We start from the raw sequence: 19,974 nt of genomic DNA, 5'->3' as shown, positions 1-19,974 counted from the left end.
GCCTAGAGCAGCTTCGCAGTCTTATCTTAGAATGAGACCAGATTCAAACGTCGTGCTTGCCGCGCCAAACCGAGCAAGGCTGGATTCGAATGAATGACGAGACGCAAGGGAATCCCCTCCAGATAAATGCGAAAACGTCCCTTTGAGACGAACCTCTCATAGAGCCCGGCGTCGCTCACTTCCGACACCAAGCGCGGCAGGATACCCCCGGTGAGATAGATGCCACCGCGTGCGCCGAAGGTCAGCGCGACGTTGCCGGCAACTGTTCCCAGGAATCCAAAGAAGAATTTCAGAGCCTCGATCGCGACGGGATCCTGTTGGCGGACAGCGGCCGTCACATCCGCGGCAGTGACCGCGTGGTTTCCGCCCAGCGTCCGGTAAAGCGTAACGAGCCCGTCACCGCAAAGTACCCGCTCGGCCGAAACGTGTCCGTAGAGTCGTCGCAGGTCCGCCAGAAGGTCGGCCTCCTCATCAGTCGTTGCCGCAAGCGTGGCATGACCGCCCTCACCGACGAGCGGTATGTCGTCCGGCAAGAGCGCGGCGATGCCGAGGCCGGTACCAGGTCCGAGCACGGCACGTGGCGCCTCCGGGTCCGCCTCCGTCGGACCGCCCAGGGAGACCAGATCTTCAGCGGTAAGCTGCGGCAGTGCCAGCGCCTGGGCTGCGAAGTCGTTCAGCAGGAGTACCTTCTCCAACCCGAGGGTCTCCGCGAGCGGTTTCGCATCGAACTTCCAGCCCGCGTTCGTCAGCTCGGCGCCCGCCTTCTCGGTGCCAGACCTCTGCACCGGTCCAGCCACGGCAAGCAGTGCCACGCGGACCGGTACATTTACCTCTGACAAAATCTCTTTCAAAGCCGTCGCCGGGTCCGAAAAATCGGCCACGGAGAGACGCGCCAAAGTCTCCAGGCCCGACTTGCGAACCAAGGCGAAACGGGCATTGGTCCCGCCGATGTCGCCGATCAAAACGGCCGGAGGTTCGTTCATGCGGCCAGGGCTGAGAGATAGTCTTCGCGCCAGCGATCGATATCATGGATGCGCAGGCGCTCGAACATCGTCCGGTAGCGCTCCCGCCTCTCCTCCAGATCGAGCGACAGCGCCGTCTGCATGGCTTCCGCCGTCGCTTCGAGATCGTAGGGATTCACGATCAAGGCGCCATCCAGTTCGTGCGCCGCGCCGGCAAACCGTGACAAGACCAGCACCCCGGGGTCCGCCGGATCCTGCGAGGCGACGTACTCCTTGGCGACCAGGTTCATCCCGTCACGCAACGGGGTGACAAGGCCGACGCGCGCCGTGCGATAGAAGCCAGCCAGCATCCGGCGGCTGAAACCTTTGTTGAGGTAGCGCACCGGTGTCCAATCGAACTCGGCGAAGGCACCGTTCAGACGTCCGCAGGCGCCCTCCATCTCATTTCGAAGCTGCTTGTACTCCGGCACCTCCATCCGCGACGGCGGTGCGATCTGCAGCATGACAACTCTGCCACGGTTCGCCGGATAGGCCCGGAGCAGATGCTCGTAGGCCTGTACACGGACCAGCAGCCCCTTGGAGTAGTCGAGACGGTCGACGCCGATGACCAGATCCCGATTACGGACGGAGTCCCTGAGACGCCGGATCTGGCGTGACTCCGACGCCTCTTCAGCAGCTTTCGCAAGAGGCTCGGTATCGATTGAGATCGGGAACGTCCCGGTCCGCACATGACGACCGAAGGCCTCGACCGTGCCGTCGGGTAGGATCGTGGCGCCCAATTCGCGCCGGCAGTAATCGAGAAAGGCCTTGCGATACTCTTCGGTCTGGAAGCCAACCAGGTCGTAGGCGCAAAGGGACTGTACGAGCGCACGCTGGTTGGGGAGCGCCAGCAGCACCTCCGTCGAAGGCCAGGGGATGTGCAGGAAGAAACCCATGGTCTGCTGACAGCCCATGTGGCGAAGTTGATCGGCCATGGGAATCAGATGGTAGTCGTGAATCCATAGAAGATCGTCGTCGCGGAGCAAGGGAGCCAGCCGTCTGGCGAAGAGCGCGTTGACCCTCTGATATCCGGCCAGATAACGGCGATTGAAATCGGCCAGGTCCAATCTGTAGTGGAACAGAGGCCAGATCGAGCGGTTGGCGAAGCCGTTATAGTACTCGTCGTAGTCACGCTGGCTCAGATCGATGGTCGCATAGGCGATCTGCCCGGCCTTCGACAGACTGGCGGCCTCAGGCTCGCCCTGCTCGTAGTCGACCGTCTTGCCCGACCAGCCGAACCACATACCGCCACTTTCCTCGAGCGCGGCCTTGACCCCTACGGCGAGACCGCCTTCTCCCCCCGTACGTCCCGGCCGAGGAACGGCAACACGGTTCGATACGACGACCAGTCGCCGCTTTGTCGCAGCCGGCGTTCGCGTTGTCTCACTCGACTCGCTGTGTGCCGCGAGGGTCAAAAAGCATCCTCCCATGATCGGCTGAGGCGCATTGCCGAATTGATCAAGCCCACCATCGAATAGGTCTGTGGGAAATTGCCCCAGAGCTCTTTTGTTTCCGGATCAAGGTCCTCCGACAGCAGTCCGGCCGCATTGCGGCACATCAACATTTCCTCGAAGAGCGCGCGGGCCTCCTCGCTACGCCCCACTTGAGCGAGTGCGTCGATATACCAGAAGGTACAGATATTGAAGGAGTTGTCCGGAACGCCGAATTCGTCCTTGGCATAGCGGAACAGGTGGTTGCCACGCCGCAACTCTTTCTCGACGAAGGCAAGTGTACCGATGAAGCGGGGGTCGTCGGCCGCAATGAAACCCAACGAGGGCATCAGCAGCAGAGACGCGTCCGGATCGCTGCCGCCGAAGGACTGGGTGAAACTGTTGAGCTCCTCGTTCCAGGCTTGAGCGATGGTTCCCTCGCGAATGCGTTCGGCCTGCTCGGCCCAGTAACGTGAACGCTCGAGCTTTCCGAGATGACTCGCGATCCGCGCCAAGCGATCGCAGCCGGCCCAGCAAAGGACGCTGGAGTAGGTGTGCACGGCCTTGCTGTTGCGCAGTTCCCACAATCCGGCATCCGGCTGATCCCACAGCGCAACACCTCGTTCGCCGACGCGTTCGAGCCGCGTGAACATGCTTTCGGTGTCCGGGTGGGCGATGCGCTGGTCGAAGAAGACCTGGGTGGTTGCCAGGATCACGCTGCCGTAGCCGTCGTTCTGAATCTGGGTATAGGCATGATTGCCGACACGCACGGGCCCCATGCCACGGTAGCCGGGCAGATGGTCGACGATACGCTCGTCCAGGCGTTCCTCCTGAGCGATACCGAAGACAGGCTGCAGGTCGCCGCCATCCCAGCCGGCGACCAGGTTGGTGATGTAGAAGAGGTAGCTCTCCATGGTTCGAGTCGCGCCCAAACGGTTGAGCGCCTGCACGACATAGTAGGAGTCACGCAACCAGCAGAAGCGGTAGTCCCAATTTCGCTCGGTACCGGCGGCTTCGGGGATGGAGGTGGTCACAGCGGCGATTAGGGCGCCTGTCTCCTCGTAGGCGCAGAGCTTCAAGGTAATCGCAGCTCGGATGACTGCTTCCTGCCATTCGAAAGGGATCGAGAGCCCCCTGACCCAATCGTTCCAGTAGGCTTCGGTGGTTTCGGCGAACTCGCGGGCGATCGCCCCCACCGACTGCGTCAGGCTTTCGTCCGGCCCGAGTATGAAGGTCAGAGACGTCTCCAGAACGAAGGGCACTTCGTCGGCGACGTAAGAGACGGGTGCGTCGGTGGTAAGCCGCAACGTCAGGTCCGGCGTTACGAAACGCAGATGGTTGCTGCCGCGGGTCGTCGTCGGCCGGCCGGCACCGTAGTCCTGAGCGGGCCGCAGACGCACCCGGATCCGAGGCGTTCCGCTGAGCGGTCGAATCTGCCGGACCAACTGCATGGGTCGATACATCCGGCCGTAATGTCGGAAGCGAGGTGCGAAATCGACCACCTCGACCGCGTTGCCGGCGTCGTCGTGCAATTCGGTGACCAATACCGCCGTATTGCCCCGATAGCGCTGTTCGCAGCGACTCAAACCCTCCAGCTCGATCTGCCAGAAGCCGGTGTCCGGCGCGCCGTCGCTGTTGCCCAGCAGGCTGCAGAAGACAGGATCGCTGTCGAAGCGCGGCAGACAGCTCCAAACGATACGCGCCTGGCGATCGACCAGTGCGGCAAAACTGCTGTTGCCGATCAAAGCGAGATCGAGAGAGGGCATGCAAAAGACCTGGGCAGGGAGTAGACGACTTGCCCAGGACAATAGACGGCTGAAGGCTTAGCACCAACCGTTTGGGAGACTCGTCCGCCTAGCGCGGCGCGCAGCTATACGCGAGCGAATGAATTCCGGTAGGCGCCGGGCTGAGTGGAGGCGCCTAGGAGTTCTGATCGAGCAATGCGCCCAGCATTGCATCCCCGACCTTGAAGACCGCGAGATTGGCCTCGTAGGCGCGTTGCGCCTCGATCTGCCGGACCGTTTCCTGGTCGAGGGACACATTGGCGCGACCGACCGAGCCGTCGCTGGCGGCCGCGGGACTGTCGGGATCGTAGGCGGGCACGTAAGCGGGTGTCAGAAACCGGGTCTGACCGCGAACACCACCGGTGGCGGCAGAGACCGGCTCAACGCTGACCGGTCCACTTTGCCGATCCAAAGCATCGCCCGGAACCACCACGGTCATATTGGCCACGTTGTGCGCCGAAGCGGCAAAACGCTTGCTCTGAACCTGAACTCCGGAAACAGCGGTTGAAATGGCTGCGTTCATGAGACTGCATCCTTTCCACCCCATGAGATGGGAAGACATTGGCGCCCCGTCAAATACTTGCCTTTTAGCAGTATTTAGCCGAACCGCATTTCGAGGCCGCGATCGGCGAAAATCCTCGTGTCGGCAGCGAAAGGTCGAGTCGAAGCAGATCGCCGAGACGGCCTAATGCGGCTGCATGACCAGCACGCCCCCATGAGGAATTATTCTGGATTGATATATATCGGACTGATATATTGGCTTGAGAGTGAGGTGAAGCTTGGATACGAAAACCCTCTGCCTGGCCGTTTTGCAGGCCAACCCCGCAAGCGGCTACGAAATCAAGAAAACGCTTGAGGCCTCGCCGCTGAGCCACTTTCAGGACATCAGCTTCGGCGCGATCTATCCGGCTCTGACGTGGCTGGCCGAAAACGGCTTGGTAACGGGGAACGCCTTGTCTCAGGACAAACGCCCCGACAAGAAGGTCTACAGCCTGACACCGAGAGGGCTGGAGCACCTGACGACAGCCCTGTCGCGCCCGCCTGCACCGGACCGCTTCCGCTCGGACTTTCTGCTGACCCTCTTCTTGGCGGATCTGGTGCCGCGAGAGCATGTGATGAGGATCATGGAAGCCCGCATCGCCGATCTGGAAAAAGAAGCCGAGGCGATGCGTGCCGACGATCTCGACGGGGTCTCTCCCGCGCAACGCTTCGTGCACGACTTCGGGCTGGCTTACTACGAGTTCGCGGCCAACTGGCTACGTGGTAATCGGGACCGGATGAAGGGCGAAACCGCGCCGGTCATCGCCAAGACCGGATGAACCGCCACGAAGGGAATAGGTCAGGGCCCTCGTCGGGATGAACGTTCGGCCGCAAAGTGACGTAACAGTAGCAAGCGAACTGAAAGGTCGACCAGGGACCTTACAGGTGACGAACAAAATGAAAGATCACGGAACCGCATGCGCCTGAACCGCTCTTACCTGATCGCCGCACTGCTGGCCGTTGGCGTGACCGCCTGGGTCGCTTCGGGTAGCCTGGGCGAGGATCGCCGCGAGCCGGAAGTCACCAAGCCGCCGGTGGATCTGGATGCGCTGCGCGAAACGACACGCGTCCGCGTTGCCGAGAGTTCGGCTGCGCCGCGGCTGATTGAGTTGAGCCTGACCGGTCATACCGAGGCCGTGCGTGCGGTCGACGTAAAGGCCGAGACCTTTGGCCAGATCGAGGAACTGCTGGTCGAAAAGGGCGAGAGGGTCGAGGCCGGCGAGTTGATCGCGCGGATCGACGCGCGCGATCGCCAGGCGCGACTGGACGAGGCACAGGCCCTGCTGCGGCAACGTCAGATCGAGTTCGAAGCTGCCCGGAAGCTGAACGAGCGCGGCTTCCGGGCCGAAACGCAGCTTGCCGAGTCGCGGGCCAGACTGGATGCCGCACAGGCCTCGGTCGAGGCGGCAGAAGTCGCGCTTCAGGATCTGCGAATCGTGGCTCCCTTCGAAGGCGTGCTTGACGACCGAACCATGGATCTCGGCGCCTATGTCGATACGGGAGATTCCCTCGCCCGCGTCGTCGATCTTGATCCGGTGCTCGTCATCGCACCGGCGAACGAACGCGACGTCCGGCACCTGCGCGTCGGGGAGCCGGGCTCTGCAGTGCTGGCAACCGGTCAGGAGATCTGGGGCCGAATCCGCTTCGTTGCCTCGGAGGCGAATTCGCAGACCCGTACCTTCCGGATCGAACTGGAGGTGGACAACCCGGACGGAGAGGTCCCGGCCGGCATGACGGCCATCATGCGCCTGCCGGTCGAACGGATCATGGCACATCAGATCACGCCGGCCATTCTCACGCTGAGCGACGAGGGCGTTCTCGGTTTGCGGACTGTGGTGGAGAACAACGACGACGACCCCGAAACCGGCATGGTTCGCTTCGTGCCCGTCACGATCGTCGAGGACACCTCCGAAGGCCTTTTCGTGACCGGACTGCCGGACGAGGTGACGCTGATCACGGTCGGCCAGGAGTTCGTCAAGGACGGTGAAACGGTGGTGGGGGTTCCAGATCCCGACTTCGACCGCTCGGCCAGTCCTTTGACGGCCGAACGGGCGGCGGAGACCGAGAGATGAAGGCGATCATCGACGCCGCGCTCGACCACGCGCGCACGGTGCTCGCCTGTCTGCTCCTGCTGCTGGTCGCGGGCACCTATGCCTACAACGCGATCCCGAAAGAGGCGGAGCCCGACGTCAACATTCCGATTATCTACGTCGCCCTCCACCACGACGGCATCAGCCCGGAGGATGCCGAACGCCTGCTCGTGAAACCAATGGAGCAGGAACTCCAGTCCATCGAAGGGATCAAGGAACTCCGGTCATTCTCCTACGAAGGCGGTGCCAGCGTGGTGATGGAGTTCGAGGCCGGTTTCGACCCCGATCTCGCGATGGACGACGTCCGCGCGAAGGTCGATCTGGCGAAGCCGGAGCTGCCGGACGAGACCGACGAGCCGACGGTGCATGAGGTCAATCTCAGCCTCTTCCCGGTCCTGGTCGTCTCGCTGTCCGGCAATGTCCCGGAGCGCACGCTGCTGCGCCTCGCCCGTGAACTGCAGGACGACATCGAAACGATCCCCAGCGTGCTGGAGGCGGACATCGCCGGCGACCGGGACGAGCAGGTCGAGCTGATCGTCGACCCCCAGAGACTGGAGCAGTACGGCTTGGACGCCGCCTACGTCCTCGACCTCGTCAACCGCTCCAACCGGCTGGTGGCGGCCGGGTCGATGGATACCGGCGCGGGCCGCTTCGCCGTCAAGGTGCCGGGCCTGTTCGAAACCATCGACGACATCCTCAATATGCCGGTCAAATCGGACGGCGACTCCGTCGTCACCTTCCGCGACGTCGGAGCGATCCGGCCGACCTTCGAGGACCGCCAGGGCTTCGCCCGGATCAACGGCCAGCCGGCCATCGCCCTGGAGATCTCCAAGCGGGTCGGCTCCAACATCATCGAGACGATCGAGCAAGTCCGCACCCTGGTGGAGGGAGAGCGCGTCAACTGGCCGGAAGAGGTGCAGGTCTACTACAGCCAGGATAAATCTTCGAACATCCGCACGATGCTGAGCGATCTTCAGAACAACGTCCTAGCAGCGATCCTGCTGGTGATGATCGTCGTGGTCGCCGCCCTCGGTCTGCGCTCCGGCGCTTTGGTCGGCATCGCGATCCCGGGGTCCTTCCTGACCGGCATCCTGGTGATCTATATCGCCGGCCTGACCGTGAATATCGTGGTGCTCTTCAGTCTGATCCTCGCCGTCGGAATGCTGGTCGACGGCGCCATCGTGGTCACCGAGTACGCCGACCGGAAGAAATCCGAGGGCTTCGAAAAACGCCAAGCCTACGGTCTTGCTGCCAAACGCATGGCCTGGCCGATCATCGCCTCGACCGCAACCACCTTGGCCGCGTTCCTGCCCTTGCTGTTCTGGCCCGGCGTCGTCGGCGAGTTCATGAAGTTCATGCCCTTGACGCTGATCGCGGTGCTCAGCGCCTCCCTCGCGATGGCTCTGATTTTCGTTCCGACGCTGGGCTCGGTCCTGGGCGGCAAGAGCGGCAATGCGGATCCGGATCAGGTGAAGAGCATCGCCGCCGGCGAGAGCGGCGACCTGAGCGAGCTCAAGGGCTTCACGGGTGCCTATCTGCGCGTTTTGAAGAGCGCTCTGGCCCATCCGGGCAAGATCGCCTTACTGGCCGTCTTTCTGCTGGTCGGAGTGCAGGTGGTTTACGGACAGTTCGGTCGGGGCATCGAGTTCTTCCCAAGTGTCGAACCGGAAAACGCCGCCGTCTGGATTCATGGCCGCGGCAACCTCTCGATAGAGGAGCGCGACAACCTCGTACGTGAAGTCGAGGCCCAGATTCTCGATATTCAGCGGGAAACCGGCGCCTTCCACACGGTCTATACACGCACTGTCGCGACGTCCGGTCGAGAGGACGACGACGAGCCCGAAGACCTGATTGGTGTGATCAACCTGGAGTTCGTCGACTGGTTCAAGCGCCCGCCGGCCCGTCAAGTCCTCGGCGAAATCCGTTCCCGTGGAGCGGACCTCGCCGGCATCTACGTCGAAACGCGCGAGGAGGAAACGGGCCCGCCGGTTGGCAAGCCCATCCAGCTCCAGATCAGTGCAACCGACCCGACGAATCTGGATCCGGCCGCACAGCGCCTTGCCGAACTGCTGCGTAGCACCCCAGGCTTGGTCGATATCGAGGACGGCCGCCCCATCCCGGGCATCGAATGGGAACTCGCGGTCGATCGCGCGGAAGCCGCCAAGTTCGGCGCCGATGTCACCTTGATCGGCAACTACGTGCGTATGGTCACCAACGGCATGAAGCTGGCGGAGTATCGGCCCGACACCTCGGACGAGGAGGTCGATATCGTCCTGCGCCTGCCGGAAAGCTATCGCACCATCGACCAATTGGAACGGATCCGGGTCCAGACCGACCGAGGCCTAGTCCCGATCGCGAACTTTGTTCAGAAGACCGCCGAACCGAAGGTATCGCTGCTCAATCGGGTCGACGGCCGGCGCGTCATGACGGTCAAGGCCGATGTCGGCGTCGATCCGGTCACCGGCGAGTCGGTTCTAGCCGATGACAAAGTGCAGGAAATCAGAGCCTGGCTGGCCGAGAACCAGGATCAGCTTCCCCAGGGAGTCGATATCGTCTTCAAGGGAGAGGACGAAGAGCAGCAGGAGAGTCAGGCCTTCCTGACGAAGGCTTTCGCGGTGGCTCTCTTCATGATGGCGGTCATTCTCGTCACCCAGTTCAACTCTTTCTATTCCGCCTTCCTCATCCTCTCCGCGGTGGTGATGTCGACCATCGGCGTCTTCATCGGTCTGATGGTCATCGACCAGCCCTTCAGCATTGTCATGAGCGGCATCGGCGTGATCGCGCTGGCGGGGATCGTGGTGAACAACAATATCGTGCTGATCGACACCTACGACCGCCTGAAGGCGGAGGGTGGCGATCCGGTCCAGACCATTCTGAGAACCGGCGCCCAGCGCCTGCGGCCGGTTCTCCTGACGACGATCACCACCATTCTTGGTCTGATGCCCATGGTCATGGGGCTCAACATCGACTTCATCAACCGTGTGCTGCAGCTCGGAGCGCCCTCCACCCAGTGGTGGTCGCAACTGGCGACGGCCATCGTCTTCGGGCTGGGCTTTGCGACGCTTCTGACACTGGTCTTCACGCCCTGCATGCTGATGCTGCGCGCCAACGTTCAGCAGTGGCGGCAGAAGCACAGAGATGCACGCGAAACGCCCGGAACGCTTGGGATCGGTACGGCGACGGGGCCGGCGGAGTAACTTGGCCAGGACAGGATATTTACTTAGCCTTAAGGGCTAATCGCGCAGCATTGAGCTTCGAGAAGACAGCCTTGGAGTTCGCGTCGCATGGCCGCCCCCGCCTCTTCGGAGCCCCCGCCCAGCCAGACGGAGTCAACCGAGACAGAGGGCGAAGAAGGCCTGCATGAGGCCGTTCGCCTGGCCTCCGAGTCCAAGGTGCCCCTTGAGCTGGGCAGCCTCGAAATCACCGAGGACGGCCGGGTCGTGCCGAGCGCGCCGGGCCGTACGCTGACCTTCAGTTTCTTTTACAAGGGCTTGCCCTTCGCCGGCGAAGTCGGCCCGAACGCCGGCGACAGCGTGCGTCTGGTCGGCGAGTTCGGGAAAATGCCCTTCACCGCAGAGTTGCCGAAGGGACGTCATGCTGTCCGGCAGTTGATCGCCGCGAGCCAGCGCAGTCAGCGCATTCGCTTCTTCGTAACGAAGGAACAGGACATCCGGCTGGCGATGGAAAGCGTGCCACCGCAGCCGCGCACCCCAGTCAGCATCGTCTCGGCTGTCACCGCCTTGCTGGTCGAGGCCTTGCCCGGCATCGCTGAAATGACCGGCAGACTGAACAAGCAGATCGCCGTCGCGACGTCGGACGATCCCCGCGACGCTCGACAGAAACCGCGCCCGGAAATGCGCGAGAAGAAACGCATGAAGGTTCAGCCTAAGGAAAGCACGGCAGCCTGACCGCTCGCACCTCTCAGCCGAAAACAGGACCGCCTGACAGCTCAGCCCGCGCCGTCTTGGGACGGCAGGACGAAGATCTGACCGGGATAGATCAGGTCGGGATCGCGGATCTGGTCCGCGTTGGCTTCGAAAATCACGGTGTAGCGCGGCCCCGCGCCGTAAGTGCGGCTGGCAATGGTCCAGAGGTTGTTACCCGGCTGGATCACGACGAAGCGCTCGTCGGCCGGCAGGTCGGCACTTTCGAAAGCCGCGCGGGCAAAGGGCGATTCGACCCGCGCCGTCACCGCGCCCCCAGCATCCAGTTGATCGACCCGCAAGGTGTAAAGCCCGGGCGCAACCGCCTCACCCGGCGTCACCCGCCAAAGTCCGTCTTCCCCGACCGCCGCCTCGCTCAAGAGCGCGTTGTCCAGGTAGACCACGATCCGGCCGCCCGGCAGGCCCTGGCCGGAGATGACGAGCCGTCCGGCAGCGTCGTAGTCGATCGCCTCGAGCCAGAGGCCGCCCGCCACCTCGGTCGGCGCTGCCTCGGGCACTTGAAGGACGCGGGCCGCGCCCGCCGTTTCGGCAGGAAGCTGGACGACCAGTGGGCCCGCCTCGCCTTCGGGCTGCGCACTGCCAGCGGCCTCGGTGGCAGCCCTGGTCTCGGGAACCGAGAGAACCACGACGTTGTCCCCGGTCTGGGTCACCCCGTCGGCCGTGGTCGCCTCCAGCTCCAGGGCGTAATCGCCAGGTGGCAAAGCCTGCTCCGGCAAGAGAACGAACTCGCCGCGACCGTCGGCACGGCCTCTGGCCACCTCCTCGCCGTTTCGCGTGACGACCACCTCGCTGTTCGGGCGTGCGCGTCCGGCCATCACGCTGGAGCCGTCGCGCTCGACCCGCACCACGTCGAAGGAGGGAGCGCCGTCGTTCGGCTCGGAGGCGGCCTCCCGGTCGCCAGTTTGGGCGGATTCTGTCTCCGACGGCTGCGAGGTCGCGTTTCGGGAGTCGCCGGCCAGACCGGAGCGGGGTTGCGTCGTCGGCGCGCCGGTCTCTGGAGCCGGCGAGGCCTCTTGGCTCCGCTCCACCGTGCGGGCCGGCGGCGCGCCCGTTTCCGCCCGTTGGGCGTCGGTCGGGGCCTCGGGATCCTGCAGCAGCAAAAACCAGAGCGCTGCGCCGATTGCCGCGACCAGAAGACCAACGAGCACCAGACCGCGCGTCACCGCAAACTCCCCGAAACAAGCCGCGCCCCTGCTTTCGGCGCGGCGGAAAAGACTGTAAAACCTAGCCCGATAGGGGGATTTGCGCAATTGGGGCAGAGCGTCAGCCCGGTCTGGTCGAGGGCGGGCCGGAGGCTTACGTTTGGAGCCTGTCCGACTTGGCCCTCTGGCGGCGATCGCTCGGCGTCCTCGGCCCGCCTCTTCGCCTCCACCAGCATGGATCAGATATGACCAAACCCTACACCGTCTGCCTCTACTGCGGCTCCTCCAACCGGGCCGATCCCGCCTTCTACGAAGCCGCGGCAGAGTTCGGCCGCGAAGTCGCCCGGCGTGGCTGGCGCCTGGTCTACGGCGGCGGCCGCGTCGGCCTGATGGGCGCCGCCGCCGACGGCGCCCTGGAAGCCGGCGGCGAAGTGATCGGCATCATCCCCGGCTTCCTGCACGACTTCGAGGTGGGCCACCACGGCGTGACGCGCCTGGAGGTCGTCGAGTCCATGCACATCCGCAAGATGCGCATGTTCGACCTGTCCGACGCCTTCTGCATTCTGCCCGGCGGCCTCGGCACCCTGGACGAGACCTTCGAAATCATGACCTGGCGCCAGCTCGGCCTGCACGAGAAGCCCATCGTGCTGGCCAACCTCAAGGGCTTCTGGTCGCCCTTCCTGGCCTTGCTGCAGTCTCAGGTCGAAGCCAAGCTGGTCCGCCCGGAACACGCCGCCCTGCTGCAAACGTTCGAGACCATACCGGAGCTCTTCGACGCCCTGGGCGAACGAACCGAGGCCGTGACGGGCGCGACGTCGAAGTTTCTTTGAGTCCCTCGGCGCAGCGTTCAAGACAAATGAAAACCCCCGTGTCCCGGCAGGGAAACGGGGGTTTCGAATTGGTAGCGGGGGACCGCTACACGCGGAGCTACACACTCAGAATTGCCTGCTAAGATCCGCAGGCTTCCTTGGGCTCTCAATCCTGCTTGTCTGCTCTGGGCACAAAGCGACCTCTAGGGCGTATCACGTCTAGGCCGGCTTCTGACCCCAAGCGATCATGCTCCAGTCAAACTCTGTTGCCCATTCGTCAGCTCGCCTGCATCGGGAACCCCGTAGCAGCGTTTTTTACTTAGCCTCCGGCTCACCAGAAGCATTCAGTAAGTTGACCAACGCTAACAGGCGGTCCGAGAGATCGCGACGTTCCACCCAATACTGCTGCAAGTCTCGACCGTCCAATGCGAGCCACGTTGCCGAACCACGCGCCGACACTCCTGTGGCCATGATATGGAATCGGCCGGGGTCTTTTGGGTCATAGGACTCAATCGGTTTGGTTTTGTCGTCACCAACGCGGCGCATGGGCAAAGGCTGCTTTAGCTTTTTGTCTTTCGCTATTTCAGATTTTGCTATGGGCATTCGCAAGAGTTCGAAGTCGGTGAAGACTGATTTGAACTCGTCTGATTCGCATACCCCCGAAGGCGACCGGCCGGCTGCAGCGGCTTCCAGGTCCCGTTGTTGAAACGTCCGAATTATTTCATAAAAACCAATAATCCATGTTTCGGAAAACATCATCTGGTAGTGGAGGGAAAAATCCATTCCAGACGCTTCTTTGTTCGGATCGAACTCATCTTCGAGGCATCTGAGTAATATGTCGAGGTCACCTTCCCGCTGGATGTTAGGTAATGCGGTGACGAGATTGAACTGCCCAGAGAGACGGATCGATAGATCCACCCAAGCTTGGTGCTCTGCTCTGTATTTTGCTCGAGCGATGTTGAACAACTGGTTCAACAATTGCGATACGGGAGATAGCGTCACAACTTCATGTCTCTTGAAATCGAGATGAAGCGACAACTATAGCAGGTTTGGCGTCCCTCGCATTACCGCTAGCATTTAGTGCAAACGAGTTGGGCAACGATCGCACCGGCTAAATGTCCGCTACTGATACATCCCTGAACTCAGCAAGCTCGACTCGATTAAGTGTGGTTTCTGGTGCAAGTTGGACATTCCCCACCAGGGCCTAATCGAATCGCCTTGATGAATACATTGTCTATTGTCTTGCAACCCGTTTGATTGCGGCCAAGTTGTGGCCTCGATAGCCGCCGGCTTTACAGTGCAACCATTCTTCCAATTCCGGAATGCAGGTATCCGCCCGCCGGCGGCGGAGCAGTGTCTCTGGCGTGAGCATTTCAGAATGCCGGCACTGGAGATACGTCGCCTCACGACTCTGTTGGCTGCCGCCCAAAAACAAACCCCCATCTCCGCGCACGGAAATGGGGGTTCGAGATGGTAGCGGGGGAGGGACTTGAACCCCCGACACGCGGATTATGATTCCGCTGCTCTAACCAGCTGAGCTACCCCGCCATAGGGTCGGTCCTGTGAGGACGCCGAGGCGTTCTGGGACCGAGGCGCCGGACAGCCCTTTGGGCTCCTCCGTCGCGAGAGCGTGGATATAGGGGGGGCGGCTTTCGGCTGTCAAGCGTTCGCGGAGGCGGCGGAGGCCAGGGCGGTCTCGGCTCCGGCAGCGACCGAGACACTGTGGTCCGGGCGGCTGTCGGCGGCCGCGATCCAGCCGCCGCCGAGCACGCGGCTGCCGGCATAGCAGACCGCTGCCTGGCCGGGGGCGATTCCGTACTGCGGCTCGTCCAGCAGGATCGTCGCGCCCTGCCCGCCCCCATCGCCGCCCTCGGCCGGAAGGATCCGCGCGGCGGCCGGCGCCTGGGCGGAGCGCAGCTTGACCTGGACGGCGGTTCCCGCTGCCTCCAGGGGCGCAGCCAGCCAGTTGAGCTGCCGCAGGGTCACCCGGTCCTTGGCCAGAGCAGCTTTGGGGCCGACGACGACCCGCCGCGCCTCCGGTTCCAGACGCACCACGTAGAGCGGTTCGGCCGTGCCGCCAACGCCCAGGCCGCGGCGCTGACCGATGGTGTAGCGGATGACGCCCTCGTGCTGCCCGACCACCCGGCCCGCCAGATCTACGATCTCGCCGGGATCGGCCGCGCCGGGGCGCAGCTTCTCGACCACGCTGGCGTAGCCGCCGGTGGGCACGAAGCAAATGTCCTGGCTGTCGGGCTTGTCGGCCACGGCGAGGCCCAGCCGCTCGGCCTCGGCACGCGTCTCCGCCTTGGGCAGGCCGCCCAGCGGGAACTGCAGGAAGGCCAACTGCTCCGCCGTGGTGGCAAAGAGGAAGTAGCTCTGGTCCCGCGCCGCATCGACGGCCCGATGCAACTCCGGTCCGTCCGGTCCCTGGAAGCGCTGGACGTAGTGGCCGGTGGCCAGCGCGTCGGCGCCGAGGTCGCGGGCCGTGTCCAGCAGATCGCGGAACTTGACCCGCTGATTACAGCGCACACAGGGGATCGGCGTTTCGCCGCGCAGGTAGCTGTCGGCGAAGTCGTCGATCACCGCGTCGCGAAAGCGGCTCTCGTAGTCCAATACGTAATGGGCGATGCCCAACCGGTCGGCGACCCGCCGCGCGTCGTAGATGTCCTGGCCGGCGCAGCAGGCCCCCTTCTTCCCCACCGCCTGACCGTGGTCGTAGAGCTGCAGGGTGACGCCGATCACCTCATAGCCCTGCTCGGCCATCAGCGCGGCCGTCACGGAGGAATCCACGCCGCCGGACATGGCGACGACGATCCGCGTGTCCTGAGGGGCCTTGGCGAGGCCGGGAAGGGAAACCCTGTTTTGCATGCGCGCAATATATGGAACATCCCCGGCGGCGCAATGTGCAGCGCTACGCGGAGCGAAGTTGCCGCGTTGCGGGCAACGGTTAGGCCGCCTCCCCTAGCAGGTCCAAGAGCGGGTCTGGCTGAGCCAGCAGGCCGAGCGAAACAGAGAAGTGTCCCTGGGGACGGACCGTCACGCGCTCGGCCGGCAGTTTCCAGCGCTGCGCCAAGGCGACGCCCTGCGCAAAGGGCAGCAAGCGGTCGGCGGAGCCCAGGAGCAGGCGCAGGCGTTGCGGCGGCAGCACCGGCCCACCCAAGGGGTTGAGCAGCGGAATCCAGCGGGCCAGGGCCGGCTCGCTCCAGCCGGCCGCCTGTAGCCGAGGGCGCAGGCGCAGGAGGCGCCCCAGACTGCCCTCCGGCGTGCCCTGGGTCACGTCGGCCGCCGTGGTGATCAGCAGCAGTCCGTCCGGACGGCTTTCCTCCGGCCAGTGTCGCGCCACCTCGACCGCCTTCTGCGCCGTGAGGGCCCCCAGCGAAACGCCGGACCAGACGACCGGCCCCTGCCGCTTCGCCCAGGCCGTCCAGACCGCCAGTTCCGGCACGGCCAACTCGAAGAATTCGAGGAATCCGGCCGGCCCACGCGCGATCAGCGGCTCCCCGCCGTAGGTGCCGGGCAGGCGACGGCGGCCGTGCCAGGGCGCCTCGATCCGCAGGACCTGCCAGCCGGCTGCCAGAGCCCTGTCGCTGTAGTCGGGACTGTGCGGCCAGAAGTCTGCCTCAATACAGATCCCGTGCAGTGCGATGACGGTGCCCTTTACGGGCGAGGTTGGCCGGTCCAGGCGCGCCCAGGCGGTGCCGCCGTCGCGGGCCGCAAAGCGCAGCCAGCGGCTGAGGCCCGTCGCCTGCCGGAGACTATGGCTTTCCTCCGGCACAGCGTCGAGCAGAGGAAAGGCCGTCTCCGGCCGGGCCAGGCGCTGCCCGTGACGGACCTCGACCCGGTCCGGCGGTTCGATGGCGAAGGCGGCCGCGGAGACGCCTGCCAGCGACGGCAGATGCCGGATCCGCCGACCCATCCAGTTCGCAGCCGCCGCGCGCCGGGCACGCTCCAACCCGGCCAACTCCTCGGGCGTCGGCGGTTCAGGCGCGAAGAAGCCCTGCCGCCAGGCGGCATCGGCCGCCAGATGCCGCTCCAGAGCCGATCCCTCCTCGGCTTCGGCAGCAGCCCAGGCGCGGGACAGGGGCAGATGCAGGCGCGCAACGCTCCAGGTCGCCAAACCGTCGTACCAGGGCCGCAACCACAGCGGCCCGACCGGGCGGCGCCAGAGCCAGGGCGGGCGGTAATCCTTCGGTGACTTCACGGGCCTGTGATTCCCGAAGAGTCGGCAGCTTTGGCAGGTTGCCATCCAGCCGTGCCGTCATGGCATCCGTCACCATCCTTGGAGAGTCCCACCATGCACCGTTTCCTGACCCTGCTGTCCGTCCTGGTTCTGCTGTCCGCGCCCGCCGCCGCCGCGCCGGACGGTATCGTCAGCGAGGCCACCGGCCACAGCTACCCGGAGATGATCGAACGCCTGGACCAGGCCGTCAAAGACCACGAGATGGGACTCGTCACCCGGGCCAGTGCGACCGTTGGGGTCAAAAAGGTCTTCGACGAAGACATCGCAGGCAACATGGTCGTCGGCGTCTACCACCCGCGCTTCGCCAAGCGGATGCTGGAGGCCAGCGTCCCGGCCGGCATCGAGGCGCCGATCCGCTTTTACATCACCGAGGAAGCCGACGGCGGAACCAGCCTCACCTATCGCACCCCCTCCGCCGTCTTCGCCCCCTGGGCCGACGGCAACGACGACCTACAGGCTCTGGCCGCCGAACTCGACGAGATTTTCGCCGGGATCTTCGCTCAAGCCACGGCTGACTGACAGACGACACAAGTCGGTTAACGCGTTGAACCGGCGGCGTCTCGCGTAGCCTGCACCCGCTTTCCGACTGTCTGTTCCGAAGCCTCCCTCTCCCCGTACTTTTTGGATGACACCGCTCCGTCACATCAGCTAGATTTAGCGTTATGGGCGGGGGTGAGCCCTAAATCTTGTGCACAGTATCGGTTTTCCACAGCCCAACGACTTCGGGGACAGGGAGCGCTTTCGACATGGACGGATCTGCGGTTTTCAAGGCGGAAACGGGTGCCGGCTCGGCTTCCCAGGGGCTGGAAAAGCTTGTGGACGAAGCGCGCAGCGTTTCCTCCGGCCAGGCCGACGCCACCGCGACAGAACCCGCCATGGCCGAGACGGAAACCGCCAAAGCGGATAACGCCCAGCTAGCAGGCGAGGCCCTGCTCGACAGCGGCGACCAGATCCGCGACAGCTTCCAGAACGAACGCGGCGTCCGGGTTCAGATGGACCGCAGCCGCGACGCGCTGCTGACCGACTTCGGCAAGGCGACCCTGACCGACCGCTATCTGATGCCCGGCGAGTCCTATCAGGATCTCTTCGCTCGGGTGGCAGCACACTTCGCTGACGACTCCGCGCATGCCCAGCGCCTTTACGACGCCATATCGCGGCTTTGGTTCATGCCGGCGACGCCGGTCCTGTCGAATGGCGGGACCGAACGAGGCCTGCCGATCTCCTGCTTCCTCAACGAAGCGCAAGACAGTCTGGGTGGCATCGTCGGACTCTGGAACGAGAACGTCTGGCTGGCGGCCAAGGGCGGCGGCATCGGCAGCTTCTGGGGCAACTTGCGCTCCATCGGCGAAACCGTCGGCGGCGTCGGCAAGACCAGCGGCGTCATTCCCTTCATTCGGGTGATGGACAGCCTGACCCTGGCGATCAGCCAGGGGTCCCTGCGGCGCGGCTCAGCCGCCTGCTATTTGCAGGTCGACCATCCCGAGATCGAAGAGTTCATCGAACTGCGCCGACCGACCGGTGGCGACCCCAACCGAAAGGCGTTGAATCTCCACCACGGCATCGTGATCACCAACGACTTCATGCGCGCCGTCGTGGAGGACGAGCTCTGGGCGCTCAAGAGCCCGAAGGACGGCACGATCCAGCGCACAGTCAAGGCGCGAGACCTGTGGATCCGTATCCTGACCGCCCGAGTCGAAACGGGCGAGCCCTACATCATCTACGGCGACCATGTGGCCGACGCGCAGCCAGAACACCACAAGCTGTCGGGCCTGAAGGTCAAGATGTCCAACCTCTGCAGCGAGATCACGCTGCCGACCGGGCGCGATCACCTGGGCGAAGACCGCACCGCCGTCTGCTGTCTCTCGTCCCTGAATCTCGAGACCTACGATCAGTGGAAAGACGAGCCCGGTCTGGTCGAGGACGTCCTGCGTTTTCTCGACAACGTGCTGCAGGACTTCATCGACCGCGCGCCGGATTCCATGGCCCGCGCCCGCTACTCGGCCATGCGTGAGCGCTCCATCGGCCTGGGTGTCATGGGCTTCCATTCGCTCTTGCAGAAGCATCGCGTGCCCTTCGAGTCCGCTGTCGCCAAGTCCTGGAACCTGCGCATCTTCAAGCAAGTTCGGGCTCAGGCGGATGCCGCCTCGCGGAAGCTGGCCGAGGAGCGGGGCGCCTGCCCCGATGCCGCCGAGCACGGCATCCAGGAGCGTTTCAGCCATAAGCTTGCGATCGCGCCGACGGCCTCGATCTCGATCATCTGCGGCGGCGCCTCACCCGGCATCGAGCCCTTCGTCGGCAACGCCTACACTCACAAAACGCTCTCGGGCTCGTTCCACGTGCGCAACCGCCATCTGGAGGCGCTGCTGGAGGAGAAGGGCGAGAACAGCGACGAGGTCTGGTCGTCCATCACCGTCAACGAAGGGTCGGTGCAGCACCTGGATTTCCTGGACGACCATGAGAAGGACGTCTTCAAGACGGCCTTCGAACTGGACCAGCGCTGGCTGATCGAACATGCGGCCGACCGCAGCCCTTCGGTCTGCCAAGCCCAGTCGCTCAACCTGTTCCTGGCGGCCGACGTGCATAAGCGCGACCTGCACCAGATCCATCTGCTGGCCTGGAAACGCGGCGTGAAATCGCTTTACTACTGCCGCTCCCGCTCGGTGCTGCGCGCCGAGAGCCATCAGAGCAGCGAGAAAGCCCTGTCCAGCATTCCGCTGGTCGGGAAGGTTAACGGCAGCGAGCAACCCGTTCTCGCCGAACGGATCGACTACGAGGAGTGCCTCGCCTGCCAGTAATGGCCGGGTGGTGAGAAAGGCGGCGAGAGGCAGTCCCTGCCTCGTATCGCCAATGAGAAACCGAGGCAGGCTTTCGAGTGTGCCTCGGTTTTTCGTTATGCCGCCTACAGGTTAGGTGTAGGAGATCCAGGTGTCGTCATCTGCTGACGAGTTTCATGGGCTTCCGTCTCGTTGAAGCGCCGCCCTCCACTCCAAAGCT

The 19,974-nt window shown here is 63.9% G+C and carries 15 protein-coding genes and 1 tRNA gene; 7 read left to right on the top strand and 9 right to left on the bottom strand.

All coding sequences use genetic code 11. The features are described from left to right. Positions 1-26 precede the first annotated feature (26 nt). From glk to ACO054_RS03055, 4 genes are all read right to left on the bottom strand, one after another. Positions 27-983, bottom strand: coding sequence for a glucokinase (glk, locus tag ACO054_RS03070; RefSeq protein ID WP_421708977.1), 957 nt, complete (start codon positions 981-983; stop codon positions 27-29). Next, entirely contained in the window at positions 980-2,416 is a 1,437-nt protein-coding gene (otsA, locus tag ACO054_RS03065) for an alpha,alpha-trehalose-phosphate synthase (UDP-forming) (protein WP_421708976.1), read from the bottom strand. Before otsA ends, glk begins: the two co-directional genes overlap by 4 nt. Continuing rightward, complete coding sequence (locus tag ACO054_RS03060) at positions 2,413-4,197, bottom strand: glycoside hydrolase family 15 protein (RefSeq protein WP_421708975.1); 1,785 nt, start codon at positions 4,195-4,197, stop codon at positions 2,413-2,415. The genes otsA and ACO054_RS03060 overlap by 4 nt, the downstream gene beginning before the upstream one ends. Before the next feature lie 154 nt (positions 4,198-4,351). Continuing rightward, a complete protein-coding gene (locus ACO054_RS03055; RefSeq protein ID WP_421708974.1) occupies positions 4,352-4,738 on the bottom strand; it encodes a flagellar basal body rod protein FlgC in 387 nt (128 codons plus the stop codon). Positions 4,739-4,994: 256 nt separating this feature from the next. On the opposite strand from ACO054_RS03055, the gene ACO054_RS03050 reads away from it, so the two are divergent. The 4 genes from ACO054_RS03050 to ACO054_RS03035 all read left to right on the top strand — a co-directional run bounded on the left by ACO054_RS03050 (position 4,995) and on the right by ACO054_RS03035 (position 10,753). Further along, positions 4,995-5,534 carry a PadR family transcriptional regulator gene (locus tag ACO054_RS03050; RefSeq protein ID WP_421708973.1) on the top strand — a complete coding sequence of 180 codons (540 nt, stop codon included), beginning with the start codon at positions 4,995-4,997 and terminating at the stop codon, positions 5,532-5,534. A 138-nt stretch (positions 5,535-5,672) separates the two neighbouring features. After that, entirely contained in the window at positions 5,673-6,827 is a 1,155-nt protein-coding gene (locus ACO054_RS03045) for an efflux RND transporter periplasmic adaptor subunit (protein WP_421708972.1), read from the top strand. After that, entirely contained in the window at positions 6,824-10,042 is a 3,219-nt protein-coding gene (locus ACO054_RS03040) for an efflux RND transporter permease subunit (RefSeq protein WP_421708971.1), read from the top strand. The genes ACO054_RS03045 and ACO054_RS03040 overlap by 4 nt, the downstream gene beginning before the upstream one ends. Before the next feature lie 87 nt (positions 10,043-10,129). Next, positions 10,130-10,753: a hypothetical protein gene (locus ACO054_RS03035; protein ID WP_421708970.1), complete on the top strand. Its 624-nt coding sequence runs from the start codon at positions 10,130-10,132 to the stop codon at positions 10,751-10,753. Positions 10,754-10,794: 41 nt separating this feature from the next. Here ACO054_RS03035 and ACO054_RS03030 read toward each other — a convergent pair whose 3' ends face one another. After that, positions 10,795-11,952, bottom strand: coding sequence for a LysM peptidoglycan-binding domain-containing protein (locus ACO054_RS03030; protein WP_421708969.1), 1,158 nt, complete (start codon positions 11,950-11,952; stop codon positions 10,795-10,797). Between the two features lie 224 nt (positions 11,953-12,176). Between ACO054_RS03030 and ACO054_RS03025 the strand changes: the two genes are divergently transcribed. Then, complete coding sequence (locus ACO054_RS03025; RefSeq protein WP_421708968.1) at positions 12,177-12,761, top strand: TIGR00730 family Rossman fold protein; 585 nt, start codon at positions 12,177-12,179, stop codon at positions 12,759-12,761. 294 nt (positions 12,762-13,055) lie between these two features. Here ACO054_RS03025 and ACO054_RS03020 read toward each other — a convergent pair whose 3' ends face one another. The 4 genes from ACO054_RS03020 to ACO054_RS03005 form a co-directional block, all read right to left on the bottom strand. Then, a complete protein-coding gene (locus tag ACO054_RS03020; protein ID WP_421708967.1) occupies positions 13,056-13,742 on the bottom strand; it encodes a hypothetical protein in 687 nt (228 codons plus the stop codon). A gap of 469 nt (positions 13,743-14,211) precedes the next feature. Next, positions 14,212-14,288, bottom strand: a tRNA-Met gene (locus ACO054_RS03015). 111 nt (positions 14,289-14,399) lie between these two features. Beyond that, positions 14,400-15,608, bottom strand: a complete 1,209-nt coding sequence (mnmA, locus tag ACO054_RS03010) for a tRNA 2-thiouridine(34) synthase MnmA (RefSeq protein WP_421708966.1) — start codon at positions 15,606-15,608, stop codon at positions 14,400-14,402. Between the two features lie 79 nt (positions 15,609-15,687). Beyond that, entirely contained in the window at positions 15,688-16,941 is a 1,254-nt protein-coding gene (locus tag ACO054_RS03005; RefSeq protein WP_421708965.1) for an alpha/beta hydrolase, read from the bottom strand. Between the two features lie 93 nt (positions 16,942-17,034). Here ACO054_RS03005 and ACO054_RS03000 point away from each other — a divergent pair, with 93 nt between their 5' ends. Further along, positions 17,035-17,499, top strand: coding sequence for a DUF302 domain-containing protein (locus ACO054_RS03000; RefSeq protein WP_421708964.1), 465 nt, complete (start codon positions 17,035-17,037; stop codon positions 17,497-17,499). Positions 17,500-17,972: 473 nt separating this feature from the next. Continuing rightward, entirely contained in the window at positions 17,973-19,775 is a 1,803-nt protein-coding gene (locus ACO054_RS02995) for a ribonucleoside-diphosphate reductase subunit alpha (RefSeq protein WP_421710324.1), read from the top strand. Positions 19,776-19,974: the final 199 nt, after the last annotated feature.

The organism is Algihabitans sp. (assembly GCF_965226985.1).
GTDB lineage: Bacteria > Pseudomonadota > Alphaproteobacteria > Kiloniellales > DSM-21159 > Algihabitans.
The sequence above is the reverse complement of the archived record's forward strand: the minus strand, read 5'-3'. Positions and strand labels throughout refer to the sequence as shown.